Raw genomic sequence first — 24,943 nt, forward strand, 5'->3', positions numbered from 1 at the left:
CATTTCGTCACTCCCCCGCACCACAACAGGTGGTTTACGACGTCAACGCTCTGCCCCCGTTCGGAACGGGTACCTGAAGAACAGGTGTTCCGAGTCAGGAGGAGCGATGCTTGAGAAAACAGGCAAAGCAGGTCGAATTCTGCTGGCGGTCCTGCTCACCGGTCTCGCCGCACCGGTGGCCCAGGCGGGCGAGGCCGCTCCGGTGGGACGCGTCCAGTCCTTCTGGCTCCACCTCAACAGCACCCCGGTCTCCGACGCCGTGATCGCCACCGAGGCCAAGCGCCGCGCCCATGTCGTGCTCAACGCGTGGGAGGGCGACCTGCTCAAGAAGCTCAAGGCCGCGAACCCGCAGGTCAAGGTCTACGTCTACAAGGACCTCTCGTCCACTCGTTCCTATGCGTGCAAACAGGGCAGGGACGACGAACATCTGCCCACCGGACTGGGGTACTGCGACGTCCGCGAGAACCACCCGGAGTGGTTCCTCAAAGGTTCCGACGGCAAGGAACTGCGCTACTCCGGTTACGAAGGCCACGTGCAGATGGACATCGGGAATCCCGAATACCGCAAAGCGTGGGTGAACAAGGTGGTGACGAGTTCCCGATCCACCGGGTTCGACGGCGTTTTCCTCGACAACGCGCTCTACACGTGCGATGCCTACCATTCCGGCGAGTGCCCGCCGAAGTATCCCGACAACGCGACTTTCCAGCAGGCCTACAAAGGCATGCTGGCGGAGGTCAGGAGCGGGTTCAAGGCCGCGGGCCTGCTCTCGGTCGGCAACCTGACGAACGCACGGCTGCACGCCGGCGGGTGGGACGCGTACGGCGCCTACCTCGACGGCGGGTTCGACGAGTGGTGGCTGGCGTTCTCCAGCTCCCGGCTGCTCGAGGACTACCCGGAGGGCTGGCGCCGGCAGGTCGCGGAGGTCGCCGTCAACGAGGCGAGCGGCAAGATGACCTGGGTCCAGCCGCACTTCGACGCGGGCGACGAGAAGGCGTTCCGGTACGCGCTGGCCAGTCTGTTCATGACCACCAGCGGGCACGCCGCGATCGCCGAGATCGCGAAGACCGACGGGTACGCGGACCCGACGCAGTGGCACCCCGAGTACGACTGGTACCTCGGCCACCCCGCCGGTGCCTACCGGGCGGTCGCGGACAAGGTGTTCCGCCGGGACTTCACCTGCGGTGTGGCGCTGGTGAACGCGAACCCGACCGGCAGCCCCGCGGTCGAGGTGTCGCTGCACCGCACCTACCAGGACCACGACGGCAAGCCGGTCACGTCGGTCAGCCTGCCGGGCACCACCGGGATGCTGCTGCGAGCGACCTGCTGACGCTCAGCCGAGGTTGATCGCGGCGAGCAGCAGGTGGAGCTCGGCCTCGGCGGTGTCCGGGCCGTCGGTGTCCGCGAACACCGACCGGGCCAGCGCGGTGCCGATCAGCACGAGCGTCAGCACGTCGATCTGCGCGCCGCCGACGGCCCTGGGCGGTTCCGCGCGGTCGATGACGGTGCCGAGCTCGCCGCGCACCGCGAGGTAGACGTCGTCGCGCAGGATCTGCCGCAGTTCCGGGTCGTGCGCGGCCTGGGCCATCAACGAGAGCAACGCGGGACCCGTGGCGGCTTCGAGGATCTTCCGCTTGCGCGCCAGGAGTTCCCGGAGGTCGCCCTCGAGGGTGCCGGTGTCGATCCCGGTCAGCTCGGCCTGGGTGATGTGCCGGGCGACCGCGCCGGCGAGTGCCTGTTTGGAGGGCCAGCGGCGGTAGAGCGACGCCGTTGAGGCGCCCGCGCGCTTGGCGACGGCCGTGGTCGTGAAGGAGGCCCAGCCCGACTCGGTGAGGACCTCGATCGCCGCGTTGATCAGGGCCGCGTCCACCCGTGGGTCTTTGGGGCGCCCCTGTGCCGCGTCGGCTTTCGTCATCGGCCCCAGCATACCCGCGGCAAGAAACGAAAAGGATCTGTTTCGTATTGGGGTAGGGTGGGAGGCATGCCCACGACGACAGCTGACATCCCCGCGGCCGTGTCCGGTGCGCGCCAGGTGTTCGACTCCGGCGCCACCCGTCCCGTGGCCGCCCGTGCCGCCCGCCTGCGGGCGTTGCGCGCGATGCTCACCGAGAACGAGGCGGCGTTCGAGGCGGCGCTGTGGAGCGACCTGCACAAGGGCGCGGGCGAGGCGCAGCTGACCGAGATCGGCGTGGTGCTGGCGGAGCTCAGCCACACGCTGCGCCACCTGCGGAGGTGGTCGCGGTCCCGGCGCGGCCCGGTGCCGATGGCGTTGTGGCCGGCGCGCGCCCGCCTGGTGCCCGAACCGCTCGGCGTGGTGCTGGTGATCGCGCCGTGGAACTACCCGCTGCAGTTGCTCCTCGACCCGCTGGTGGGCGTGCTGGCCGCGGGCAACACGGCCGTGCTCAAGCCGAGCGAGCTCGCGCCCGCGACGTCGGCGCTGATCGCGAGGCTCGTGCCCGCCTACTTCCCCGACGGCGCCGTGCGCGTGGTCGAGGGCGGTGTCCCGGAGACGACCGACCTGCTGGCCCAGCGGTTCAACCACATCGTGTTCACGGGCAGCGGCGCGGTCGGCCGGGTCGTGATGCGGGCCGCGGCCGAGCACCTGACGCCGGTGACGCTGGAGCTCGGCGGCAAGTCCCCCGCCTGGTTCGACGACGACGCCCACCTCGAGCAGGCGGCGCGGCGCCTGGTGTGGGCGAAGTTCACGAACGCGGGCCAGACGTGCGTGGCCCCGGACTACGTGATGACCACCCCGGACCGGATCCCCGCCCTCGTGCGGGCGCTCGGGAAGGCGATCGCAGACCTGTGGGGCTCCGATCCGCGGGCGAGCGAGGACTACGGCCGCATCGTGAACGAGCGGCAGTTCGACCGGCTCGTGTCCCTGCTGGACGGCACGAACGTGGTGGTCGGCGGTGAACACGACCGGGCGGAGCGCTACCTCGCGCCCACGGTCGTCACGATGAGCGGCGGCCGGCTGTCGGTCGGTCCCGACGCCGCCCACCCGGTGCTGCGGGAGGAGATCTTCGGACCGGTCCTGCCCGTCGTCGCGGTCGACTCGGCCGAGCAGGCCGTGGACGTCGTCAACGCCTGGGACAAGCCCCTGGCGCTGTACGTCTTCACGTCCAGCCCCCGCACCCGCCGCCTGTTCGAGCAGCGGACGTCGTCCGGCGCCGTGGTCCACGACGCGGGCCTGATCCACGTGGCGGCGAGCGGGCTGCCGTTCGGCGGTGTCGGCGCCAGCGGAATCGGCGCCTACCACGGCCCGTACTCGTGGAGTGCCTTCTCGCACCTCAAGCCCGTGCTGCGCAAGCCGCTCGCGCTCGACACGCTGCGCCTGGCCCAGCCTCCGTTCGGCGGGTGGGGAACGCGGCTCGCCCAGCGTCTGACGCGGCGCGGTTAGCGCGAACCGCCCGCACGGGCCAGCAGTCCGGCCAGCCGCCGCGTCCTGCTCCGGGTGGCGGCGTCGAGGTCGTGGTGCGCGGTCAGGACGATCTCGGTGGCGCCGGCCTCGGCATAGGCGCGCAGTCCGGCGGCCACGGTGTCCTCGTCCCCGATCAGCGCCAGGTCCGACGGGTCCTCCGTGCCGTTGAGCGCGAGCACTCGCCGGTAGGACTCGAAACGGGTGTAGAAGGCGAGACCGTCGGCCATGGTGCGGCGCGCGTCCGGGCTCGTGGTGACCGCCGCGGGCACGAGGGCGACGACACGCGGAGCCGGTCGGCCCGCCGCCGCGGCGGTGATGGCGGGGACGATGTGCTCGGCCAGCACGCGCGGCCCTGCCAGGTACGGAACGGTGCCGTCCGCCAGTTCCCCGGCGACGCGCAGCGCTTTCGGGGCCATCGCGGCGACGAGGACCGGGGTCCTCGACGCGCCGGGCACGTGGGTCGGCAGCAGTGAGCGGGCGGTGAGCAGTTCGCCCTCGTGCTCGACGGGTTCGCCCCGGAGCAGAGGTCCCAGCACGGTGAGGAACTCGCGCAGGCGGGCCACCGGCCGTTCCCAGGGCAGGCCGAACGCCTGCTCGACGATCGGTGGCGCGCCCAGCGCGACCGCGAGGTGGAACCGGCCTCCGACCGCGGCCTGCGTGGTCTGGGCCTGGCTCGCGACCAGCAGCGGGTGGCGGGCGAAGATCGGTACCGCGGACACGCCGACGTCGATGCCGGGGACCCGTGAGCCGACGAGCCCGGCCAGGCCGATCGCGTCGTAGTCCAGCCGCTGTCCCGTCCACACCGAGGTGACGCCGTGCCCGGCGGCCTCGGCTGCCTCCTCCACGACGGCCTCGACCAGGTTGTCCCCCGCCGTGCCCGCCAGGGTGACGCCGTACCGCACGGCTTGCGTAGTGATCGACATGTCCCCATGTCACCCGGTGCGGGCCTCGGTCGTGCCCCTGATGCCCGTCAACCCCGCTTCTGATGCTTGTGAGGCATCAGCCGGGTCAGGAGCTTTCCGGTGCCGGGGCAGTGCGCCCTCGTGACGTCCAGGAAGGCGCCCAGCGGTGGTGAGACGTCGTCGGCGCGGAAGGACATCGTGAGGTCGGGCAGTCGCAGCGGCGGGTCGACCTCCACCATGACGGTCTCCGCCCGGACGAGCCGGCGCACGCTCGACGGCACGAGCCCGACACCCATCCCGCAGGCGGCCAGCCCGATCACGGTGTGCACGTCGCGAGCGCGCGTGACCCCGCTCCCGGCCTCGATCAGCGACGCCAGCACGCGCGTCGCGGCGGGTTCGTCGGCGGCGGGCGCGGCGATCAGCGGCTGGCCTCGCAACTGGCCGGGCGAGATCGCGGACTGGCCCGCGAAGGGGTGGCCGCGGTGGCACACCGCGATGAGGTGGTCGGCGGCGACCGGCACCGCCGTCAGCCGTTCGGCACCCTCTCCCGCCGGTGCGCCGCGGCTGATCGCCAGGTCGATGTCGCCCGCGAGCAGAGCCGCGCCGCTCTGGGCGGTCGACAGTTCACGGCACTCCAGGACCACGCCGGGGTGCGCCGACCGGAACCGCGCCAGCAACGACGGCAGCAGTTCGATCAGCGCCTCCCCGACGAAGCCGAGCCGCAACGAGCCCGCCTGCCCGCGGGCCGCCCGCCGTGCCTCGGTCGCCCCGGCCTCGACCTGGTCCAGGACCCGCCGGGCGTGCCCGGCGTAGACCGCGCCCGCCGCCGTCACCACGACCCCGCGCGCGGTCCGTTCGAACAGGCGGGTGCCCAGCTCCTGCTCGACCGCCGCCACCTGCCGTGACAGGGAGGGCTGGGTCATGCCGAGCGCCTGGGCCGCGCGGCGGAAGTTGCCGTGCTCGGCCACCGCCACCACGTACCGCAGTCGTCTCAGTTCCACACCGGACAGCCAACCACTCCCCGATGCCCAGCAGGCATCAGAGCGCGGAGAAGTGAGCCGCGTCGCCGACGATCGTCGTGCTGGCCACGCCCTCGATGCTCACCGGCACGTCACCGGCGATCGTGATCCGGTGCAGCCGGCGCCGCGCGTCGTCGTAGTCCGCGACGCCGTAGTGCTGCGTCGCCCGGTTGTCCCACACCGCCACGTCGCCGCCGGACCACTGCCACCGCACGGTGTTCTCCAGCCGTGTCACCCGGTTCTGCACCAGTTCGAAGATCGCCTTCGACTCCGCCGGGCTCACTCCCGCGATCCGCTTCACGAAGTGCCCCAGCAGCAACGCCCGTTCGCCGGTCTCGGGGTGCACGCGCACGAGCGGGTGTTCGGTCTCGTACCGCTGCGACACGAACTCCTCGCGGTAGGTCTCCTCCTTCACGTCCACTCCCCCGATCCGGGTCGAGTCGACGTGGCCCGCGTAGTCGTAGACGTTGGTGTGCACCGCCCACAGCCGCTCCACGAGCGCCTTCAACGCCTCGGGCAGTTCGTCGTACGCGCGGACCGTGTTCGCCCACACCGTGCTCCCGCCGTAGGGAGGAAGCTCGATCGCGCGCAGGATGCTGATCGCCGGCACCCGGTCGACGAACGTGACGTCGGTGTGCCAGCTGTTCGCCTTGCCGTGCTCGGAGTCGATCGCCAGGACGTTCGCGTGCTCCTCCCCCTTCACCGTGGGGTGCGCGAGGGTCGGTTCGCCGAGCAGCCGGGCGAACGCGAGCTGTCCGGCGTCGTCGAGGTGGTCCTGGCCGGAGAAGAACACCACCTTGTGCACCAGCAGTGCCGCCCGGACCTCGGCCACGACCTCGTCGGGCAGGTCACCGCCGAGCCGGACGCCGTCGATCCGCGCGCCGATGCCCGCACCCAGCTTGCGGACGGTGACGGAGAGCTGTGCGGTCATCGCGAACTTCCTTTCGCAGAAAGCGTTTCCGCTCTCCACGATGCTGACGACCCGGCGGCGCGGACAAGTTTGCGCGCGGCGAAATTAAGTCTTCTCAACTGCTGGAAGGGATTGCGGACCCGTCACTTGCCGTCCGCACGGCGCTCGCGGAACGCGATCATGTTCATCCGGTTGCCGCACCGCACCGTGCAGAACCGCTTCAACCCGTTGCGGGACAGGTCGAGCAGGAGCCCCTCGCAGTCGTCGGCCGCGCAGACCCGCAGGCGGTCCATCTCGTTCATCCGGATCACGTCGATGAGGGCGAGCGCCGCCTCGACCCGCATCCGTTCGGCCAGCGGCGAGGTGGGCTCGGTGGCGTGCATGTGCCAGTCGAGGCCGTCGTGCCGGACGAGGTGTGGCAGGGCCTTCGCGTCGCGCAGCATCTTGTTGACCTCTTCGACGGCGTCGTCGCGGTCGAGCGACCACACGCGCCGCAGCAGCGCCCGCGTGCGGTGGACGTCCTGCAGCTCCGCGTCGTCGCCGTCGATGCGCCCCGTGTAGTGGAACCGGCCGAGCAGGGTCCCGAGCTGTCCGGCCGTGGCCAGCTCGTCGTCGCCGCCACGGGACGCCGACGGGTCCGTGTTGCACAGCGCCACGACGAACGCCAGCGACTCCTCCACGTCAGGGGCAAAACGCAAATTGACTCCTTACCGAGACCGGCCTAGCGTCAGGGGCATCGGCCAGGTTAGGCCATGACGTAGTCCGGAACCGGGAGGCACGCGACCATGGGGATCCCGTCGAAGTCCACGGGCCTGATCGCCGCGGCGATCTCGTTCATCTCGTTCGGCACCTCCGGCGCGTTCGTCAAACCGCTGCTCGAAGCCGGCTGGTCCCCCGCCGCCGCCGTCACGGCCCGCGCCCTCACCGCGGGCCTGGTGCTGCTCCCGTTCGTCGTCGTCCTCATGCGCGGCCGCTGGACGTTGATGCGGCAGGCCCGCTGGCCGGTGGTGGGCATGGGCCTGGTCGGCGTGGCGATCACGCAGGTCCTCTACTTCGCCGCCATCGCGCGGATCCCGGTGGCGACGGCACTGCTCATCGAGTTCCTGGCACCGCTCATCCTGGTCGGTTTCACCTGGGCCGTCAGCAGGCGGACGCCCGCACCCGTCGTCCTCGTCGGCTCGGTGCTGGCGGTCGGCGGACTCGTCCTGGTGATCGGCCCCGGCGCCATCCAGGCCGTCGACCCCGTCGGCCTGGCGGCAGCGTTCGGCGCCGCCATCGGCTGCTCGGTGTACTTCGTGATCGCCGCCCGTCCCAACAACGGCCTGCCCCCGGTCGCGCTGGCCGGCGCGGGCCTGCTGCTCGCCGCTCCCGTGCTGGCGTTGATCGGCGCCACCGGCCTGCTGCCGTTCACCGCCACCTTCGGCGACGTGCCGCTGTTCGGCGCGCCCACGGCGTGGTGGGTTCCCCTGCTCGTGGTCGCGGTCGTCGGCACGGCACTGGCGTACGCGAGCGGCATCACGGCCTCGGGCATCCTCGGGTCGCGGCTGGCGTCGTTCATCGCGCTGCTGGAGGTCGTGTCGGCCTCGCTGTTCGCCTGGCTGCTGCTGGGCGAGGGGCTCTCGCCGTTGCAACTGCTGGGCGGACTGCTGATCGTCGGCGGCATCGCGTCCGTTCGGGCGGAGAAGCAGAAGGTGGAACCGGTCCCGGCGCCCGCGGTCGCGTGAACGGCCGCCGGCGCCGGAGTCGTTGTCAGGACTGGAACTCCGGGCTGACCCAGTAGTGGCTGTCACGCCAGCTCTGCGTCGGGAACCCACCGTCGTAGCTGTAGACACCGGCGTGCGCGGGCAGGACGAACGGCGACTGGATCACCGTCGCCGGGAACGTGTTCTCGCTCGTCCGGTACCGCCCGCGCCACGACGTGAACGACGCGACGTACTCCTCCCCCGGCACCACCGCCACGGGCGTGGCGAACGGCTCGGCGTACGGCTTGGACACCTGCCGGTCCGCCAGCAACGTGCCGTCACCGCGCCACAATCGCACCCGGCTGGCCTCGTTGGAGTTCCACGAGGTGATGATCCTGGTGATGGTGCCCGGCCGGTCGACGCGGAACCGCAGGCCCAGTTCCAGGGCCACTCCCTCGGCCTCGTCCTTGACCGGGTTGTACGTGTAGTAGCCGCACTGGTAGCACCCGGTGGGGGCCGGGCCGGGCACGCCGACGTACAGCGTCCGCGGCGCGGACACCTGGCCGTAGCGCGTGTCGGTGTTGACCCGGCTGACGATCGTGTAGACGCCCGCCTCCTGCGGGGTGAACACGTACTCCCACAACGCCTGCGAGATCCCGGTCTCGCCGCCCAGCGGGATGGTGCCGGTCCGGTACCCGTGGTTCCAGGTGGCACCGCCGTCCACCGACACCTCGTACTCCTGCAGCGCGTCCGGTCCCGTCTGCTCGTAGCCACCGCCCGAGACCAGCACGGACTCACCGACCTCGACGTGGCCGTTGTTCGACGGGGTGTAGAGGTGCGACTGCGGGAGCGGGACCGCCGCGTGGGCCGTGCCGGAGAACAGCAACAGGGCAGCCGCGGCGACGGCCAGTGCCTTGTGCCACGGCGGTCTGACGCGGGCCGGTGGGGGTGGAACGATCATGACCTGCCAGGACATGCGTTTCTCCTCGCGATCGCGTGCGCACGGGGACGGTTCCCTGAGCTGGATCGCGCGAAGTGATCGACCCGCTACACGGTGCGGCGACCAGCGCAGCGGCGATCGTGCGGACGGACCAGAAGGTGGTAGCAACGCCCCCCTGCGCCGCCACCACCTTCTCCCCCGGCCGTGGATCCCCTCGTCCACGACGCAGAGACTGCCAGGGTGAACCTGAAAGGACGCTGAACGATCCTGAACCGGATTTCAGGACGCGATCATGATCGATGCGGCAGGCTGCTCCCATGCGCGTGCTCGTGGTGGAAGACGACCCCCGCCTCGCCGACCTGCTCACCCGCGGCCTGACCGCCGAGGGGTTCGCGGTCGACGTGGAGCGCACCGGCACGGACGGGCTGTGGCGGGCGCGCGAGCACCCGTACGACGTGATCGTCCTCGACATCATGCTGCCGGGCCTCAACGGCTACCGGGTCTGCCAGGAGCTGCGGAACGCGGGCGTGTGGACGCCGATCCTCATGCTCACCGCGAAGGACGGCGAGTTCGACGAGGCCGAGGGCCTCGACACCGGCGCGGACGACTACCTGACCAAGCCGTTCTCGTACGTGGTGCTGGTGGCCCGGCTCCGCGCGCTGGGCAGGCGGTCGCGCACCGCCCAGCCGGTGCTGCTGCGGGCGGGCGACCTGGTGCTCGACCCGGTCAGCCGGGAGTGCCACCGGGGCACCACGCGGATCGACCTGAAGGCGAAGGAGTTCTCGGTGCTGAACTTCCTGCTCCGGCACGCGGGTGAGGTCGTCACCAAGTCGGAGATCATCGACGGGGTGTGGGACGCGGCCCAGGACCCCGACCCCAACCTCGTCGAGGTCTACATCAGCGCGCTGCGCCGCAAGATCGACACGCCGTTCGACCGGCGGAGCATCACGACCGTGCGCGGCGTCGGCTACCGGCTGGCGGACCGATGAGGTCCCTCCAGTTCAAGGTGACCGCACTGGCCACGGTGTTCACCGGCGTGCTGATCGGCCTCGCCGGGATGCTGATGCTGGTGTCGCAACGGCAGGAGATCGCCGTCCAGACCACGGACAACTCGCGGGTGCACTACATGTGCTCCACGCAGCAGTGCGTCGAGCTGTACCGGCAGGAGGCCGTCGCGACACCGGGGGTGTCGGTCCGGTACGCGAGCACCGAGGTGCGCCCTGCGCTGTCGCTGTGGCCGTTCACCGACGTCGCCGGCATCCGGTTCGAGCAGGTCGGCGACGGGCCGCGGCGCAGTGAGCAGCAGGCGCTGGTGATCGCCTCCGAGGCGCAACGGCAGCTGAACAGCTCCACGCTGTCGCTGCTCGGCGTGCTCGTGTCGATCGCCGCGCTGGTGTCGGTCACGGTGCTGGCCGCGACCAGCCGGGTGCTGCGGCCGGTGGAGGCGATGCGCGCCGAGGTGGCCGAGATCAACGAGAACAACCTGACCCGGCGCGTCCCGGTGCCGTCCGCCGACAACGAGATCGCGAGGCTGGGCGCCACGCTGAACGAGACGCTCGACCGGGTGCACCGCGCCGTCGAGGACACCCGCCGGTTCGTCGCGGACGCCTCGCACGAGCTGCGCAGCCCGCTCGCCGCGCTGCGAGCCGAGCTGGAGATCGCACTCCAGCACCCGCACATGGCCGACTGGCCCACGGTCGTCAAAGCCGCGCTGGAGGACGCCGAACGCCTGCAGGAGCTGACCACGGACCTGTTGCTGCTGGCCAGACTGGACGCCGACGCACTGGACAAACAGGACACCGTGGACTTCAGCGCGGTGGTGCGCCGGGAGGTCGCCCGCCGGGCCACCGTCACCCTGGAAGCGGACGACGACGTGCTCGTCCCCGGCCGGCGCGCCCAGCTGTCCCGCCTGCTCGGCAACCTCCTCGACAACGCCGAACGGCACGCGGGCACCGAGGTGGTCGTGCGCCTGCGCGGTGGCACCTCCGCGACGCTCGAGGTCATCGACGACGGCCCCGGCATCCCGGAGGCGGACCGCGAACGCGTCTTCGACCGGTTCACCCGCCTCGACGAGGCCCGCACCCGTGCCGCGGGAGGCGCCGGCCTCGGACTCGCGATCGCCCGCCGCATCGCGACCCGGCACCAGGGCACGCTGGAGGCCACCGACACCGAAGGCTTCCGCGGCATCCGGTTCGTGGCGACGATCCCGACCGGCATCCCGCAACCCAGGAAGGCCACCGTCGTGGCGCAGCAGCGCGCGGGTGACGAGGTGTGGCAGTTCCTCAACGGCTCGATCGTGCCGACGCACGGGCACATCCCCGAACCGCGGCCGGTGCCGGAGCCGGAACTGGACTGGGACCTCATCTTCGGCGAGCACCAGCCGATGCACGCGCGGGCCACTCTGGCACGATCAAGGTCATGAAACGCGTCGTCATCCTGGGCCGCGGCGGCGCCGGGAAGTCCACCCTCGCGACCGCCCTGGGCACCGCGACCGGACTCCCCGTCATCGAGCTCGACCAGCACTTCTGGAGCCCTGACCTGGAACCGACTCCCCACGACCTCTGGGCCATCGTCCAGGGTGAGCTCGCCACCGGGGACCGGTGGATCATGGACGGTGACCTGGGTCCGCACGACGTCCTGGAGGTGCGGCTCGCCAGGGCCGACACCGTGCTGCTGCTCGACTACTCCTTCCCGCGGTGCGCCTGGCGGGCGTTGCTCCGCTCGCGGGAGAAGGCCGAGTTCTGGCGCTGGGTGTGGTCGTGGCGCCGCAGGTCCCGGCCGCTGCTGCTCGACGCCGTCGCCGCTCACGCCGGGGACGCGCGGCTGCACGTGTTCCGCAGTCCTCGGGCTACGGCACGTTTCCTGCGGACGAACGTGCCCGGCGTCCACAAAGGACGTCCGGGCACGTTCAGCGGCAGGGCTCCTAAGGGGTGACCGGAGCGTTCGTCAGGCCCTTCACCGCCCCCGTCACGGTGTTCGAGGCGTAGACGACGTTGGGCAGCGCCGAGCACTTCGACACCGAGGAGACGTTGACGGCGTACTGGCCCACGCCGCCGAGGTCCGAACGGTTGTCGCGCCAGGTGTTGCCGCACCCGTTGGGCAGGGTGGGGGTCGTGCTGGTGTTGTGCGTCTCGTAGCCGTTGGCGAAGGTGCCGGGGCCGCGGAACGTGCCGGTGTTGTCCTCGATCAGGTAGCCGATGCCCTTGACGTCGATCCAGGAGTCGGCCGAGTTCTGGCCGCTGATTCCCTGACCGTCGAACGTGTTGCCGCGGATGACCCCCTCGTAGGTGCCTTCCTTGACGTCGACGGCCTCGGCGGTGACGTTCGGGCCGATCTTGTTGTTCAGGACCTGGACGCGGTCGCTGCGGTCGATGCCGCCGTTGTTGCCGTGGCAGGCCCAGTTGGAGTTGGCGGAGCCGAGGTACACGCCCTCGCCGAAGCCGGGCTGCACGAGGCCGGTGTCGGTGATGGTGGAGTTGCGGATGATGCCGTCGGCCGAGGAGCGGCGGAAGTGGACCGCCTCCTCGTCGAGGTGGTGCACCGAGACCCCGTCGATGGTGGTGTGGTGGGAGTTGTCGAGGACGATGCCCTTCTTCGACTCCCGCACGGTGAACCCGGTGAGGTTCCAGTACGGGGAACCGAAGAGCCACAGGCCGTAGCCGGAGTCCCAGCCCGCGGTGGGCGCGGGACAGGACGGGGCGTCGCCGGTGGGGCCGTCGTTGATGATGACGGCGTCGCGCGGGCCGCTCAGGGTGATGCGCTGGGACGCCGTGCCCGCGCGGGCGTTGGCGACGAAGGAACCCCGGTAGGTGCCCGCCGCCATCGTGATCGTCTGGCCGGGAGCAGCCGCGGCCAGTGCCGCCTGGAGTTGTGCCGCGGTGGCCACGTCCACGGTGCTGCCGCTGTTCGGGCTGGTCGTCGCGGTCACGGCGGTGCTCGCCGCCGACGTGTTGCCCGCCGCGTCCTTGGCGCGCACGGAGAACGAGTACGCGGTGGCCGGCGACAGGCCGTTGACGGTGGCCGAGGTGCCGGTCGTGGTCGTGCTGACCGCGTTGCCCAGCAACACCTCGTAGCCCGTGACACCGACGTTGTCGGTCGACGCGGTCCACGCCAGCGACACCGAACTCGACGTCACGCCGGTGGAGCGCAGGCCCGCGGGCACGGTGGGTGCCTGCGTGTCGGCGGGCGGGGTGGTGCCGCCGCCGCACGAGGCGCCGTTGATCGTGCAGTTCGTCGGCAGGCTGCCGCCGGAGGCGTTGAAACCGAACTTCACGGACGCGCCTGGGTTGACCTTGCCGTTGAAGCCCGCGTTCGTGAACTTGTGGTGCTGGCCGGTCGACGTGCGGACCGAGCTCCACGAACTGGTGACCGTGGTGCCGGACGGCAGGTCGAACTCGATCGTCCACGACGTGCTCGCGGCGTCACCGGAGTTCGTGATCGTCACGTCCGCGCCGTAGCCGCCGTTCCACACGGACGTCTGCGTCACCGCCGCCTTCAGCACGGGTGCGGCGGCCTGTGCGGACGCTCCGGTCAGCAGTGCCGCGACGGTCGCGGCCACGCCGGCGAGCGCCAGTGCCCGGGTGCGCATCAGTTGCCTCCGCAGGGGTTGCCGTTCACGGTGCAGCCGGTCGGGAGGCCGGTGCCCGAGGCGTTGAAGCCGAACTTCGTGCTGGCACCGGGTTTCACGGCACCGTTGAAGCCCGCGTTCGTGAACCTGTGGTGCTGGCCGGTCGACGTGCGGACCGAACTCCACGAACTGCTGACCGTCGTGCCCTGTGGCAGGTCGAACTCGATCGTCCACGACGTCGTCGCGGTCGCGCAGCCGTTGGTGAGCGTCACGTCGGCGCCGTAACCGCTGCTCCACACCGAGGTCCGCGTGATCTTGGCGGTGAGGCACGAGCCCGACGGCGGAGCGGTCGTCGTGGTCGTCGATGTCGTGGTGGTGGTCGTGGCGGTCGTCGTCGTGGTGGTGCTGGTCGGCGGGGTTCCGTTGAGGGACTTGAGGAACAGCGACGCCGCCGAGTCGGTCCTGGTCGCGTCCACGCCGTGGCCGCCGGTGAAGTCGCGCTGCTCGTTGCGCGCCCAGTCGGTGATCGGCGTACCACCGATGTCGAGGTGCTGGTACGTCGTGCCGTTCCAGCCGAACTGGTAGATCCGCGAGCGGTCGGCGTAGAAGTCGGTGAACGGGCCGCCGGTCGCGGTCTGCTTCGTCATGGTGTTGTTGAAGAAGACGTTCTGGGGACCGGACCCGCCGGACCACTTGACGGCCTTCTTGCCCGCGCCCCACCAGATCGGGAACCAGTGGGAGTCGTCGGGACCGCCGCCGCCCTCCTCACCGCAGTTGGCGCGGCAGTTGCCCGAGCGGTGTGCGTAGGGCACCCGGACGGTGTTGTTCTCGAAGAGGTTGTGGCGTTCCCAGCCGCCGTGCAGGTTCAGGTCGGAGTCGAAGTCGTTGCCCACCACGACGTTGCCCGAAGCGGACCGCTGGAACGTGAAGTGCCGCAGGTTGCGCGAGGTGTTCCCGGCGTAGAGCGAGTCCCACACGCGTGAGCCGCGGAAGTAACCGTTGCCGCCCTTGCCCTTGTTCCACGAACCGTCGAGCTCGTTGTTCACGATCTGCAGGTTCTTGGCCTCCTCCGTGACGATCGGGTGCGACCCCGTCATCTCGGCACGGACGCCCTTCACCCACGAGTTCGCCGCCCACTTGAAGACGATGCCGTGCATCGCGGCGGCCGGCGCCATGTTGCCGTAGTTGTTGACGGAGTCGGCCTGGTCGAGGCCCGGCATCGCCTGCGTGAAGCCGAAGTCCTCGAAGCCGACACCGACGACGGGGTCCACGATCGGGGACACCTTCGAGTCGTAGGTCACCCCTCCGATCGCCGGGGAACCGTCCGAAGTGGAGTTGACCGGCACGTCGAACTCCAGCGGCTTGTCGAGCGTGACCGCGGCGCCCGACACCGACGCCACGGTGAAGATCTGCTGGCGCATGTGCATGTTGAGCAGGGGGAACTCGGTGCCGGTGGCCTTCTGCTGCTCGTAGAACCTGACCGAGTTCGCGGCCCGCACGTTGACGAGCATCCCCGCCTTGACCGCACCGGCCGAGGCGACGGTGACGGTGCGATCACCCGCCTTCGCGGCCGCGCTCACCTTCACGCCGGCCTTCCAGTGCACGTTCACCGTGCCCTCGAAGATGTCCTTGCGGTTCTCCGGCGCCGCCGCGTAGTCGCTCGCGTAACTGGCGTGCACACCACGCGACTGCACGCGGAACAGGCCGCGGCCCGGCCACAGCCAGCCGCCCTTGCCCTGCCCGGACGTCATGCCGTCCCCGTCCCAGTCCGAACCGTCCGGGGTCAGGGAGTCGTACAGGGTGGTCGCGTCCGGCCGGAAGGTGATCTTCGTGGCGTCCCTGCCGGCACCGCGGATGATCAGGTGGTCGGCGTCGGCGTGCAGTTCCCTCGACACCGCCAGCTCACCGGCGGGCAACGTGATCAGGCTCAGCTTGGCGTAGCTCGCCGACGGCGAACAGGTCGTCCTGATCGAGTCGATGGCCGCCTGCAGGCCCGCCGAGTCGTCCTGTCCGTCGTTCGGCCTCACGGCGAACTGGCTTGCCAGTTCGGCCGCGGTGATCTGGCACGCCGCATCGGCGTTGATCTCCCCGGCACCGGGGAGGTTCTGCCCTCCGCGATATCCGGCTTTGCTCCAGTCGTACAACCCGGAGACCGGTGCCCGGCGATTTCCCGCCGAGGTGTCCACGCCGGTGAGCGCGCCCGCGCCGGGTGCCGCGTCGGCGGGTTCGGCCGCGTTCACCAGCACGGCGATGCCCGCCGCGGCGACTGCGCCCACGATGCCGAGCACCGCTGCTCGTCGTAGGCCTTGACTTCGGGACACGCATGCCTCCAGGGACTGTTCGGGCCGCGGTTGTGGGGCGGCTCACACCGCGGAGTCGAATTGTGAATAACCCACCAAGTCCCCGTCAACAATTCTCTCGTAATCCACAACAATGTTCGAGCATGTGAACATCAGATATGTGAAATAGGGAATCGACAACGTTTGCAGAACTCTATTCAACGAATTCCGAGGCACCCTGAATCAGAATTGGCGGACTCCCGGTCCGCGGTCAGCCCGGCAGCGGGGGCGGTGTCACGCCGATGGTCCGGCGATCTTCAGAGCCGCCATCACCTCGTCGGCCGCCCTCTCGCCGGACGTGATCGCACCGTCGACGTGGCCGTTCCAGACGGACGCGGTCTCGGCTCCCGCCCAGTGCACGCTGCCGGTCGTGGCACGCCAGCCGTGCTCGCCGTACTGCGCCCAGCCACCGGGGTACACGAAGCACGCGCGACCCCCGATGGTCCAGCCGTCCTCGGACCAGGCCGTCTCGGCGTAGTCGATCGGCATCCGCGCTCGCGGCCCGGCGACCTCGGCCAGCGCGGCGAGGACCTCGGTGCGGCGGACGTCGTCGGGCGCGGCGGCCCAGCGGTCCACGCGGTCGCCCTGGACGAACGCGGCGAGCACGCCCCGGGACGCGTCCTGCGGCGAGTTGTCGACCACCACGCCCACCGGGCCGCGGCCGTGGAAGGTGGCGATGCCGGAGCGGTTCTTCTTGCGCCAGAACGGTTCCTCGTACACCGCGTGGATCTTCGAGACCCGGCCCATCGGCGTGTGGCCCGTCCAGCCGCGCCGCGCGGACGGCAACGCGGGCTCGAACCCGATCCGTCCCAGCGCTGCCGGGGGCACGGTGACGATCACCCGCCGCGCCCGCACCACCGCCTTGCCCGTGACCACCTCGGCGCCGTCCGCACCGTGCCGGATCGTCAGCACCGGTTCGCCGAGCCGGACGGTCGAGGACTCGGCCAGCGCCACCGCCAACGCGTCCGCGCCGCCGGCGAAACGGGAGTTCCCGGAGGTGTCCACCAGCGGGGCGTAGCCGCCCGCCGAGGCGATGGAGAACAGCACGTGGAAGAACGAGACCTCCCTCGGTTCGCAACACCACACGCCCTGCACCATCAGCGCCAGCCTGCGGTGCGCGTCCTCGTCGCCGGTCTGCGCGAGGAAGAACTCCTCGGCCGACATCTCGTCGAGCACCTCGAAGTTCGGCGTCAGCCAGGGCTGTTCCCGGTCGACGGCCGCCGAGAGCTCGTCGAGCAACGCGGTGACCCGCCCGAACTCGGCCAGACCCGGACCGGTCTGCGGCGTCGCGCCGGAGTGCTCGGCGCGGGTGCCGTCGTGCCAGACCTCGACGTGCCCGCCCGTCTCCCAGACCGGGAACGTCGCGCAGCCGAACCGCGCCGCGATTTCGTGGAACCGCTTCTGCGAGGGCCCGATCCACTGACCGCCGTGATCAACGCGCACCCCGGACGGCAGCACCTCGCTGACCACCCGGCCGCCCACACGGTCTGCGGCCTCCAGGACCACGACACCGGCTCCGGCGGCCGTCAGACGGGACGCGGCGGCCAGGCCCGCGTAGCCGGCACCGACGATCACGACATCGGTGGAATGCTGCTCCAGTCCAGTCACGGCACACACGATGGGCAACGCCGACCCACCAGTCAAGGCACCGGAAAGAATCGCGATTCAGCCGGGCAGCAACCGGTGGATCACGGGAATCAGCACCGACCTCGGCGGATCCCAGACGTGCCGGTCCTCGAACCGCCACGCGTACGTCAACGCGCCGTCACGAACGCAGTCGAGCAGGCCGGGCGCCGAGAGCTCGGCCGCCGACCACTCGTAGAGCCGCCGCAACCGCGGCACGATCATCCCGAAGTCCACGAGCCGGGCGAACCCGTGCTCCTGGCCCAGGTAGTACGGGACGTCGTCGCGCAGCGGGTACTCGTCCGGCAGCACGCGGGAGAGCTGCAGGAAGATCCCGGTCATGCCGAGCCTCGGGTCACCGAGCACCGGCGCGAGCCCGCGCAACCAGCTCAGCGACAACCGGGGCGCGGCCACCAGCGCGTGCGTGTAGAGCACCCTGCACAGGATGACGTTCATGAAGAACCGCTCCGGCTCGTTCTCGGCGCCGGCCTGCTCGCGGTGCTCCAGGTAGGCCGCGACCACGCTCCCGTTGTGCGCCCGGTACCAGGCCTGAGCGGTCGGGTCGCGCGCGAACGCGAGCCAGTGGGCGGCCGTGCGCGACGACGGCGGACCGCCCAGCCCGCCGCTCAGGCCCACCGCCTCACACCCGTCGCGGAGGATCCGCTCGTTCACCGCCCGCCACCACGGACTGCCGGGACGCGCGTGGAACGCCGGTCGCAACACGCCCCGCCGCAGCTGCCAGCGCATGAACGACCGCGCCGCCCGCCGGAACGGCAGGTGCTGAGGCGCCTGGCCGAACGGGCCGTGGTAGCAGCGTTCCATCAACGCCAGGCGGCCGGTGGGGTCGTCGCGGACCGCGGCCACCTGCTGCTCGGCCCAGGCCGCGGCGTCCGGCACCACGCTAGAAGGCGTCGCCGCTCGTCAGCTGGTGCTCCATGGCGTCCGCGCGGCCGACCAGCAACGTGAGCGGTCGTTCGAACTCCTCCCGCACGCTCAGGTCCTCCAGCGGCACCACGTGCTTGAGCAGCGCGAGACCGTCCACAACGGCCGCTCCGCCCACCTGCGACCCGCCCGCGAGCTCCAGGAAGCGGAGCAGGTCGACGTCCGCGGCGCGACCGACCGGGGAGGAGATCTCCACCCACGCGGCGCCACCGAGGTCGGGCAGGTGGTGCACGGAGACCTGCTGCGTCCGCGCGCCGTCGACGTCGAGTCGGAAGCGCAGCCAGTCGTCCGTCTCCTCCAGCACCTCGTACCGCAGCCGGACATAGTTGATCACTTCAACCCAGGACGTCACGCCCGGTTCCGCCTCTCTCACGCCAGTTCCCTCACCACCGTAATGCGGGGACAGGGCCTCCGTGTCGCTTTGGACCATCGTGTCGGCCGTGGGGTCCTGTTCGCGCGGTCCGCCCCGGAGGTCTACAAAGAACAACGGTCGCGGGCCCGTCCCGCGCCCGGACACGGAAAGGCGAACGAACCCTTGGCCACAGGCAACGAAAGCGCCGTCAAACTCGCGGTGCTCATCGACGCGGACAACGCCCAGCCCTCGATCACCGAGGCGCTGCTCGCCGAGATCGCGAAGTACGGCACCGCCCACGTCAAGCGCGCCTACGGCGACTGGACCGGCACCAGCCTCAAGGGCTGGAAGGACCACCTGCTGGCCCAGTCGATCCAGCCGATCCAGCAGTTCGCGTGGACGACGGGCAAGAACGCGACCGACGCGGCGATGGTCATCGACGCGATGGACCTGCTCTACTCCGACCGCTTCGACGGCTTCTGCATCGTCTCGAGCGACTCCGACTTCACCCGACTCGCCGCCCGGCTGCGCGAGTCCGGACTCACCGTCTACGGCTTCGGCGAACGCAAGACGCCCAAGCCGTTCGTCGCGGCCTGCGACAAGTTCATCTACGTCGAGAACCTCGTCGACCCCGAGGGCGAAGCCCCCACCGAGACTCCCCTGGCGCGCAAGCGGACGACCTCGGTCGCCCAGCTCAAGGGCGACACCACCCTCGTCCACCTGCTGCGCAACGCCGTCGAGGCGGCGTCCGACGACGACGGCTGGGCCACGCTCGCCGCGGTCGGCAGCATCATCACCAAGCAACGGCCCGAGTTCGACTCCCGCACGTACGGCTACTCGAAGCTCAGCGACCTGATCACGGCGACCACGTTGTTCGAGGTCGACCGCCGCACTCCCGGCGAGGGCAAGCAGTCGTCGATCTACGTCCGCGACCGCCGCCGGTGATTTCTTTCGGTCAACACCGAAGCAATAGAGACAATTAGACGAGGATGTCGGCGAGCCCCTGGCGGAACCTCTCCAGGGACGCCGCGGTCTCCACCGGGGCGACACCCGCCGGTGAACGGGCGATCAGCAAGGCGCACCGGTGGCCGACGGCGACCGCGAGCCGGGCGGTGCCGGCGCCCGCCTCGGCGACCGTCGCCGCATCCTGCGCGGTGGCGGCCTCCGCGAGGAACACCAGCGCGGAGTGGCCTGCCCGCCCGTGCTCCCGTTCAGCCCGCACACCGGCGACCGCGACCAGCGGCCGACGCGGTTCTCCGAGCGACCCGGCCGACCACGAGGTGCCCACGGTGACCTCGGCGTCGATGTACCAGCCCGCCTCCAGCAGGTCCGCCGCCCGCAGCGCCCGCGCCGCCAGGTCGGAGCCGTCCGAGTACCGCCCGCCGTCGTCCCGCACCAGCACCACGCCGTCGGGTGTGCTCACCTCGCGCATCCCCCAGTCGCCGGGGAGGTCGATCTCCCCGGCCGACCGCGGGGCACCGACCCGGTGCGCGGCATAGGCCACGAGCGCCGCGTCCCGCTCGTCGACCCGCTCCACGCCGACCACGGCCAGCGCCTCGAAGGCCGCGTCCAGCGCCGCCGGGTCACCCGTGCGCAGCGTCGCGAGCGCGATCCGGCGGGCGAAGGTGATCAGCGTGCGCCGATCGGCCTCGCTCAGGTCCCGCGCCCGTTCGTCAGCGCCCAGAACCGCCTGCAGCGCGACGAACCCGGCGACCTCGGCGTCCTGCGGCGCGTCCACCCACCGCCACAACCGTTGTGCCTGTCGCGAGTAGACGTCCATGCCGACGACAGTAGTTCCGGTCAGCGCCAGCCGAGTCCCGGAGCGACGTGCTTCAGGATGTCCTCCAGCACGTGCACGTTGAAGTCGACGCCGAGCTGGTTCGGCACGGTCAGCAGCACGGTGTCCGCCTCCGCGATCGCCTCGTCCTCCGCCAGCTGCTCGACCAGCACGTCCGGCTCGGCCGCGTACGACCGGCCGAAGATCGCCTGCTTCGGCCCGTCGATGAACCCGACCGAGTCCTTGCTGTTGCCGTCCCCGCCGAAGTACATGCGGTCGAGGTCCGTGGTGAGCGCGAAGATGCTGCGCGACACCGAGACCCGCGGCTCGTGCGTCCAGCCGGCCTCGGTCCAGGCCTTGCGGAACGCCCTGATCTGCTCGGCCTGCTGCACGTGGAACGGCGCGCCGGTCTCGTCGAACTTCAGCGTCGAGCTCATCAGGTTCATGCCCAGCGTGGCCGCCCACTCGGCGGTCGCGTTGGTGGCCGCGCCCCACCAGATGCGGTCGCGCAGGCCGGGCGAGTGCGGCTCGATGCGCAGCAGGCCGGGCGGGTTCGGGAACATCGGGCGCGGGTGCGGCTCCGCGAAGCCGCCACCCTCGATGACCTTGAGGAACAGTTCCGAGTGCATCCGGGCCATGTCGGCGTCGGTCTGCCCCTCGGCGGGGCCGTAACCGAAGTGCCGCCAGCCGTCGATGACCTGCTCGGGCGATCCCCGGGAGATGCCGAGCTGCAGCCTGCCACCGGCGATGAGGTCCGCCGCGCTCGCGTCCTCGGCCATGTACATCGGGTTCTCGTAGCGCATGTCGATCACGCCGGTGCCGATCTCGATGCGGTCGGTCTTCGCGCCGATCGCGGCGAGCAGCGGGAACGGCGACGCGAGCTGCCGCGCGAAGTGGTGCACGCGGAAGTACGCGCCGTCCGCGCCCAGCTCCTCCGCGGCCACGGCGAGGTCGATCGACTGCAGCAACGTGTCGGCCGCCGACCTCGTCTGCGAGTGCGGGCTGTCCGTCCAGTGCCCGAACGACAGAAAACCGATCTTCTTCATGCCTTCAAAGATAGTTCAAGTTTCAAGTAGTCGCTCGTGTGCCTGCTCACCGCTCAGGACGGCGGTCCACGATGCGCTTCATCTTGCCCACGGACCGCTCGATCCCGCCGGGCGCGACGACGTCCACCGCCACGGTCACGCCGATCGAGTTCTTCACCAGCCGCCGCAACGCCTCCCCCGCGTCACCGGCCGCGGCGTCCTCGCGGTGCTCCACCAGCACGGTCAGGTCGTCGAGGTTGCCCGTCCGGCTCAGCACGCACTGGAAGTGCGGCGACAGCGCCGGGACCTTGAGGATCAGTTCCTCGATCTGGGTCGGGAACAGGTTCACGCCGCGCAGGATGATCATGTCGTCGGTGCGGCCGGTGATCTTCTCGATCCGCCGCATGGTTCGGGCCGTGCCCGGTAGCAGGCGGGTGAGGTCGCGGGTGCGGTAGCGGATGATCGGCATCGCCTGCTTGGTGAGCGAGGTGAAGACGAGTTCGCCCTCCTCGCCGTCGGGCAGCACCTCGCCGGTGACCGGGTCGATGATCTCCGGGTAGAAGTGGTCCTCCCAGACGTGCAGGCCGTCCTTGGTCTCCACGCACTCGCTCGCCACACCCGGCCCGATCACCTCGGACAGGCCGTAGATGTCGACGGCGTGCATGTCCAGGCGGCGCTCCATCTCGGCGCGCATGTCGTTCGTCCACGGTTCGGCGCCGAAGATGCCGACCTTCAACGACGTCGAACGCGGGTCGACGCCCTGGCGTTCCATCTCGTCGATGATCGAGAGCATGTAGGACGGCGTGACCATGATGACGTCCGGCTCGAAGTCGCGGATGAGCTGCACCTGGCGTTCGGTCATGCCGCCGGACACCGGGACCACCGTGCAGCCCAGCAGTTCCGCGCCCGCGTGGGCACCGAGTCCGCCGGTGAACAGGCCGTAGCCGTACGCGTTGTGCAGGACGTGGCCCCGGCGACCGCCGGCCGCGCGGATGCTGCGGGCCATGACCGTCGCCCACGTGTCCAGGTCTGCCTTCGTGTAGCCGACGACGGTCGGCTTGCCCGTCGTGCCCGACGAGGCGTGCACGCGCGAGACCTCTTCGCGCGGGACCGCGAACATGCCGAACGGGTAGTTGTCCCGCAGGTCCGCTTTGGTGGTGAAGGGCAGCTTCGCCAGGTCCGCCAACGACTTCACGTCATCCGGGTGCACGCTGTGCGCGTCGAGGGCCGCCCGGTAGTGCGGCACGTTCTCGTACGCGTGGCGGACCGACCACCGCAGCCGCTCGAGCTGCAACGCCCGCAGTTCGTCGATCGAGACGGTCTCGACGGGCTCCAGGTCGCCCGGCCGCGGGCTCAGGTCCAGCATGTCGCCACGGTAGACGACGGTGTCAGGCGGCGCGGCGGAGCAGCCGGTGCGTGCGGCGGACGGCTGCGAGGCGCTCGTCGCCGTTGATCGCGAGCGCGCGGACCACCGGGTCCTCGGGACCGCGGCGTTGCCGGATCTCGGCCAGCCTGCCCTGCACGGTCGTCGGGGAACCGTCGGGGCCGGTGCTCATGTCGCAGTACCAGAGCGCGTCGCGCAGGCGTCCCCGGTTGTCCTCGAACTCCGCCAGGCCCTCGGCGAGCCCGACCAGCTCGGCCACCGCCGCCGCGCCGGAGTGGTGGGCGACCAGGCCGCAGATCCGGTCCGAGACGCCGGCCCGGCGCAGGTAGCGGGCGCCGTCGAGCGAGTGCAGGCCGGTGTCCGCGAGCTCGGAGGCGTAGCCGATGTCGTGCACCCAGGCCGCGGCGACGAGCAGCTCGCGTTCCTCCTCGGGCAGGACGCGCGCCACGCGTTCGGCCCGGCGCGCCACCCCTGCCGTGTGCGCCCACCGGCGTGGCAGTTCGGCGGCGAGCAGGCGGCGGGCGGTGTTGCGCGCCCAGCTGGACAGGAACGTCCCCGCCGTCGCCTCGACCGGGAACGCGCGCGCCGACGCGCGCACCTCGCGAGCCACGAACAACGGCACGTAGTCCTGCAGCCGGGCGCCTCCGAACCGCGCCCGCGCCCGCTCGATCCACTCGTGCACGAGGCTCGGCGGCACGTCGCCGTACTCTCGCACCAGCTGGGACTCCAGACGACGGATCTTCTCGTCGATCTGGCTCGCAACCTCCGCCGTGGTCGTCACCCGGCCACCGTAAGCGCTACCGGACGGGGTCGGTCAACTAACCGCTGAAGTTCGCGAACAGCACGCTCGCCAGCCCGAGCCCCACCAGCAGGTTGAACACCGTGGCACTCGCGAAGACCCCGATCGGCTTCCACCCCGCCTCCCGCAGCGGTGCGACCCGGAACTCCAGCCCGATCGAGACGAACGCCAGGATCAGGAACAGCGTGCGCAGGTCGTTGACGGTCGTGATGACGGACTTGTCGCCGCCGGACTCCAGGAAGACCGTCGCCACGATCGACGCCGCCAGGAAGCCGAGCACGAACTTGGGGAAGCGCTCCCACAACGCGCGCCCGCTGACCTTCGCGTTACCGGTGCGCTCGACCTTGAACGCGAAGTAGGCCGTGAGGGCGACCGCCACCACGCCGAGCAGCGCGTTCTGCGTCGTCTTCACGATCGTCGCGATCTGCAACGCCTCCTCGCCCACGAGCGTGCCCGCCGCGCTCACGGCCGCGGTCGTGTCGATGTTGCCGCCGATCCACGCACCCGCCACCGCCGGCGACAGCCCCAGCGCGTCCACGGCCAGCGGCAGCAGGAAGATCGAAGGCAACGCGAAGATGATCACCAAGCTCGCGGTGTACGCGAGCTGTTCCCGCCGGGCCTGCACCGCCCCGGCCGCCGCGATCGCCGCGCTCACCCCGCAGATCGACACCGCCGACGACAGCAGCGCCCGCAGCTTCTGGTCGATGCCGAGCTTGCCGCCCAGCCACCACGTGAAGCCGAACACCAGCGTGATCAGCAGGAACGCCTGCGCGATCGCCGGACCGGCGGCCTTGACGATCACCGCGAAGTTGATCGACGCGCCCAGCAGCACCAGGCCGGTCTTGATGAAGAACTCGGTGCGGAACCCCGCGGCGAGCCGGTCGCGGAACCCGAGCCCGGTCAGCACCGCGTTTCCCAGCAGTCCCAGCAGGATCGCGTAGACCGGGTACTCCACGCTCTTCGCGACACCGCCGAGCCAGGTGCCCTTGGTGAACACCGGCACGTTCTGCTCCAGGTACCGGGTCAGCGCGCCCAGCACCACGACGACCGCGACACCGCCGACCGCCCACAGCACCCGAGATCGTTGCCGCGTCTCGACTTCCGTCATCACGGCACCAGCCAGCCGGGCAGGATCCCCGCCAGCACCAGGACCAGCAGCACCAGGCCCGCGATCGTCGCCGCCCAGTCCTCGTTCAACGCGAGCCTGCGCTCGCGGCCTACGCCGTCCTCCGCGCTCATGCCGCCCCTCCCCATCCCTTGGTGG

24 protein-coding genes are annotated in these 24,943 nt (G+C 70.8%); 7 read left to right on the forward strand and 17 right to left on the reverse strand.

Translation table 11 applies throughout. The features are described from left to right. Nucleotides 1-106: 106 nt before the first annotated feature. The gene (locus tag PV646_RS22450; protein WP_500344130.1) at nucleotides 107-1,327 is read left to right on the forward strand and encodes a putative glycoside hydrolase; all 1,221 of its coding nucleotides are present in this window, start codon (nucleotides 107-109) and stop codon (nucleotides 1,325-1,327) included. Between the two features lie 3 nt (nucleotides 1,328-1,330). On the opposite strand, the gene PV646_RS22455 is transcribed toward PV646_RS22450, so the two are convergent. Beyond that, nucleotides 1,331-1,912 (reverse strand): TetR/AcrR family transcriptional regulator, encoded by a 582-nt coding sequence (locus PV646_RS22455; RefSeq protein WP_500344131.1) that lies wholly within the window; start codon nucleotides 1,910-1,912, stop codon nucleotides 1,331-1,333. Between the two features lie 66 nt (nucleotides 1,913-1,978). On the opposite strand from PV646_RS22455, the gene PV646_RS22460 reads away from it, so the two are divergent. Beyond that, complete coding sequence (locus tag PV646_RS22460; protein ID WP_500344132.1) at nucleotides 1,979-3,397, forward strand: aldehyde dehydrogenase family protein; 1,419 nt, start codon at nucleotides 1,979-1,981, stop codon at nucleotides 3,395-3,397. Here the strand turns inward: PV646_RS22460 and PV646_RS22465 are convergent. From PV646_RS22465 to PV646_RS22480, 4 genes are all read right to left on the reverse strand, one after another. Further along, nucleotides 3,394-4,341, reverse strand: coding sequence for a TIGR03564 family F420-dependent LLM class oxidoreductase (locus tag PV646_RS22465; RefSeq protein ID WP_500344133.1), 948 nt, complete (start codon nucleotides 4,339-4,341; stop codon nucleotides 3,394-3,396). The two genes, PV646_RS22460 and PV646_RS22465, sit on opposite strands and share 4 nt — an antisense overlap. A 47-nt stretch (nucleotides 4,342-4,388) precedes the next feature. Next, nucleotides 4,389-5,321 (reverse strand): LysR family transcriptional regulator, encoded by a 933-nt coding sequence (locus tag PV646_RS22470; protein WP_500344134.1) that lies wholly within the window; start codon nucleotides 5,319-5,321, stop codon nucleotides 4,389-4,391. 37 nt (nucleotides 5,322-5,358) lie between these two features. Next, nucleotides 5,359-6,270 (reverse strand): TauD/TfdA dioxygenase family protein, encoded by a 912-nt coding sequence (locus tag PV646_RS22475; protein ID WP_500344135.1) that lies wholly within the window; start codon nucleotides 6,268-6,270, stop codon nucleotides 5,359-5,361. A gap of 122 nt (nucleotides 6,271-6,392) precedes the next feature. After that, on the reverse strand, nucleotides 6,393-6,947 hold the full coding sequence (locus PV646_RS22480; RefSeq protein ID WP_500344136.1) for a CGNR zinc finger domain-containing protein: 555 nt from the start codon (nucleotides 6,945-6,947) through the stop codon (nucleotides 6,393-6,395). An 87-nt stretch (nucleotides 6,948-7,034) separates the two neighbouring features. Here PV646_RS22480 and PV646_RS22485 point away from each other — a divergent pair, with 87 nt between their 5' ends. Next, entirely contained in the window at nucleotides 7,035-7,973 is a 939-nt protein-coding gene (locus PV646_RS22485; protein ID WP_500344137.1) for an EamA family transporter, read from the forward strand. 25 nt (nucleotides 7,974-7,998) lie between these two features. Here the strand turns inward: PV646_RS22485 and PV646_RS22490 are convergent, their stop codons facing one another. Continuing rightward, on the reverse strand, nucleotides 7,999-8,907 hold the full coding sequence (locus tag PV646_RS22490; RefSeq protein WP_500344138.1) for a DUF4082 domain-containing protein: 909 nt from the start codon (nucleotides 8,905-8,907) through the stop codon (nucleotides 7,999-8,001). A gap of 281 nt (nucleotides 8,908-9,188) precedes the next feature. Here PV646_RS22490 and PV646_RS22495 point away from each other — a divergent pair, with 281 nt between their 5' ends. From PV646_RS22495 to PV646_RS22505, 3 genes are read left to right on the forward strand one after another with little or no spacing between them, the layout of a single operon-like run. Then, nucleotides 9,189-9,860 (forward strand): response regulator transcription factor, encoded by a 672-nt coding sequence (locus PV646_RS22495; RefSeq protein WP_500344139.1) that lies wholly within the window; start codon nucleotides 9,189-9,191, stop codon nucleotides 9,858-9,860. Continuing rightward, the gene (locus PV646_RS22500; protein WP_500344140.1) at nucleotides 9,857-11,293 is read left to right on the forward strand and encodes a sensor histidine kinase; all 1,437 of its coding nucleotides are present in this window, start codon (nucleotides 9,857-9,859) and stop codon (nucleotides 11,291-11,293) included. The genes PV646_RS22495 and PV646_RS22500 overlap by 4 nt, the downstream gene beginning before the upstream one ends. Beyond that, a complete protein-coding gene (locus PV646_RS22505) occupies nucleotides 11,290-11,805 on the forward strand; it encodes a P-loop NTPase family protein (RefSeq protein ID WP_500344141.1) in 516 nt (171 codons plus the stop codon). The genes PV646_RS22500 and PV646_RS22505 overlap by 4 nt, the downstream gene beginning before the upstream one ends. Here PV646_RS22505 and PV646_RS22510 read toward each other — a convergent pair. The 5 genes from PV646_RS22510 to PV646_RS22530 form a co-directional block, all read right to left on the reverse strand. Beyond that, the gene (locus tag PV646_RS22510) at nucleotides 11,795-13,459 is read right to left on the reverse strand and encodes a cellulose binding domain-containing protein (protein WP_500344142.1); all 1,665 of its coding nucleotides are present in this window, start codon (nucleotides 13,457-13,459) and stop codon (nucleotides 11,795-11,797) included. The genes PV646_RS22505 and PV646_RS22510 overlap by 11 nt on opposite strands. Next, complete coding sequence (locus PV646_RS22515; RefSeq protein ID WP_500344143.1) at nucleotides 13,459-15,726, reverse strand: cellulose binding domain-containing protein; 2,268 nt, start codon at nucleotides 15,724-15,726, stop codon at nucleotides 13,459-13,461. The genes PV646_RS22510 and PV646_RS22515 overlap by 1 nt, the downstream gene beginning before the upstream one ends. 285 nt (nucleotides 15,727-16,011) lie before the next feature. Then, the gene (locus PV646_RS22520; RefSeq protein ID WP_500344144.1) at nucleotides 16,012-17,385 is read right to left on the reverse strand and encodes a flavin monoamine oxidase family protein; all 1,374 of its coding nucleotides are present in this window, start codon (nucleotides 17,383-17,385) and stop codon (nucleotides 16,012-16,014) included. A 57-nt stretch (nucleotides 17,386-17,442) separates the two neighbouring features. Continuing rightward, nucleotides 17,443-18,300 (reverse strand): hypothetical protein, encoded by an 858-nt coding sequence (locus tag PV646_RS22525; protein WP_500344145.1) that lies wholly within the window; start codon nucleotides 18,298-18,300, stop codon nucleotides 17,443-17,445. A 1-nt stretch (nucleotide 18,301) separates the two neighbouring features. Beyond that, nucleotides 18,302-18,715, reverse strand: a complete 414-nt coding sequence (locus PV646_RS22530; protein ID WP_500344146.1) for a hypothetical protein — start codon at nucleotides 18,713-18,715, stop codon at nucleotides 18,302-18,304. A gap of 162 nt (nucleotides 18,716-18,877) precedes the next feature. Between PV646_RS22530 and PV646_RS22535 the strand changes: the two genes are divergently transcribed. Beyond that, the gene (locus tag PV646_RS22535) at nucleotides 18,878-19,639 is read left to right on the forward strand and encodes an NYN domain-containing protein (protein WP_500344147.1); all 762 of its coding nucleotides are present in this window, start codon (nucleotides 18,878-18,880) and stop codon (nucleotides 19,637-19,639) included. Between the two features lie 34 nt (nucleotides 19,640-19,673). On the opposite strand, the gene PV646_RS22540 is transcribed toward PV646_RS22535, so the two are convergent. Genes PV646_RS22540 through PV646_RS22565 form a run of 6 tightly spaced genes read right to left on the reverse strand, consistent with a single transcriptional unit; the run spans nucleotide 19,674 to nucleotide 24,918 of the window. Then, nucleotides 19,674-20,474 (reverse strand): hypothetical protein, encoded by an 801-nt coding sequence (locus PV646_RS22540; RefSeq protein WP_500344148.1) that lies wholly within the window; start codon nucleotides 20,472-20,474, stop codon nucleotides 19,674-19,676. Nucleotides 20,475-20,494: 20 nt separating this feature from the next. After that, nucleotides 20,495-21,517 (reverse strand): LLM class flavin-dependent oxidoreductase, encoded by a 1,023-nt coding sequence (locus PV646_RS22545; protein ID WP_500344149.1) that lies wholly within the window; start codon nucleotides 21,515-21,517, stop codon nucleotides 20,495-20,497. Between the two features lie 46 nt (nucleotides 21,518-21,563). Then, nucleotides 21,564-22,862 (reverse strand): phenylacetate--CoA ligase PaaK, encoded by a 1,299-nt coding sequence (paaK, locus tag PV646_RS22550; RefSeq protein ID WP_500344150.1) that lies wholly within the window; start codon nucleotides 22,860-22,862, stop codon nucleotides 21,564-21,566. A 22-nt stretch (nucleotides 22,863-22,884) separates the two neighbouring features. Further along, complete coding sequence (locus PV646_RS22555; protein WP_500344151.1) at nucleotides 22,885-23,661, reverse strand: HD domain-containing protein; 777 nt, start codon at nucleotides 23,659-23,661, stop codon at nucleotides 22,885-22,887. 37 nt (nucleotides 23,662-23,698) lie between these two features. Further along, on the reverse strand, nucleotides 23,699-24,787 hold the full coding sequence (locus tag PV646_RS22560; RefSeq protein WP_500344152.1) for a YeiH family protein: 1,089 nt from the start codon (nucleotides 24,785-24,787) through the stop codon (nucleotides 23,699-23,701). Next, nucleotides 24,787-24,918 (reverse strand): hypothetical protein, encoded by a 132-nt coding sequence (locus PV646_RS22565; protein WP_500344153.1) that lies wholly within the window; start codon nucleotides 24,916-24,918, stop codon nucleotides 24,787-24,789. Before PV646_RS22565 ends, PV646_RS22560 begins: the two co-directional genes overlap by 1 nt. Between the last annotated feature and the right edge of the window lie 25 nt (nucleotides 24,919-24,943).

It is taken from the genome of Streptomyces sp. ID05-26A (assembly GCF_033794685.1).
Classification (GTDB): domain Bacteria; phylum Actinomycetota; class Actinomycetes; order Mycobacteriales; family Pseudonocardiaceae; genus Lentzea.

Bases quoted from the DNA above. Each gene is read 5' to 3' on its own strand.
- PV646_RS22450 (WP_500344130.1), top strand. From the start codon at position 107: ATGCTTGAGAAAACAGGCAAAGCAGGTCGAATTCTGCTGGCGGTCCTG.
- PV646_RS22455 (WP_500344131.1), bottom strand. From the start codon at position 1,912: ATGACGAAAGCCGACGCGGCACAGGGGCGCCCCAAAGACCCACGGGTG.
- PV646_RS22460 (WP_500344132.1), top strand. From the start codon at position 1,979: ATGCCCACGACGACAGCTGACATCCCCGCGGCCGTGTCCGGTGCGCGC.
- PV646_RS22465 (WP_500344133.1), bottom strand. From the start codon at position 4,341: ATGTCGATCACTACGCAAGCCGTGCGGTACGGCGTCACCCTGGCGGGC.
- PV646_RS22475 (WP_500344135.1), bottom strand. From the start codon at position 6,270: ATGACCGCACAGCTCTCCGTCACCGTCCGCAAGCTGGGTGCGGGCATC.
- PV646_RS22485 (WP_500344137.1), top strand. From the start codon at position 7,035: ATGGGGATCCCGTCGAAGTCCACGGGCCTGATCGCCGCGGCGATCTCG.
- PV646_RS22490 (WP_500344138.1), bottom strand. From the start codon at position 8,907: ATGTCCTGGCAGGTCATGATCGTTCCACCCCCACCGGCCCGCGTCAGA.
- PV646_RS22495 (WP_500344139.1), top strand. From the start codon at position 9,189: ATGCGCGTGCTCGTGGTGGAAGACGACCCCCGCCTCGCCGACCTGCTC.
- PV646_RS22500 (WP_500344140.1), top strand. From the start codon at position 9,857: ATGAGGTCCCTCCAGTTCAAGGTGACCGCACTGGCCACGGTGTTCACC.
- PV646_RS22505 (WP_500344141.1), top strand. From the start codon at position 11,290: ATGAAACGCGTCGTCATCCTGGGCCGCGGCGGCGCCGGGAAGTCCACC.
- PV646_RS22510 (WP_500344142.1), bottom strand. From the start codon at position 13,459: ATGCGCACCCGGGCACTGGCGCTCGCCGGCGTGGCCGCGACCGTCGCG.
- PV646_RS22540 (WP_500344148.1), bottom strand. From the start codon at position 20,474: ATGGACGTCTACTCGCGACAGGCACAACGGTTGTGGCGGTGGGTGGAC.
- PV646_RS22545 (WP_500344149.1), bottom strand. From the start codon at position 21,517: ATGAAGAAGATCGGTTTTCTGTCGTTCGGGCACTGGACGGACAGCCCG.
- paaK (WP_500344150.1), bottom strand. From the start codon at position 22,862: ATGCTGGACCTGAGCCCGCGGCCGGGCGACCTGGAGCCCGTCGAGACC.
- PV646_RS22560 (WP_500344152.1), bottom strand. From the start codon at position 24,787: ATGACGGAAGTCGAGACGCGGCAACGATCTCGGGTGCTGTGGGCGGTC.
- PV646_RS22565 (WP_500344153.1), bottom strand. From the start codon at position 24,918: ATGAGCGCGGAGGACGGCGTAGGCCGCGAGCGCAGGCTCGCGTTGAAC.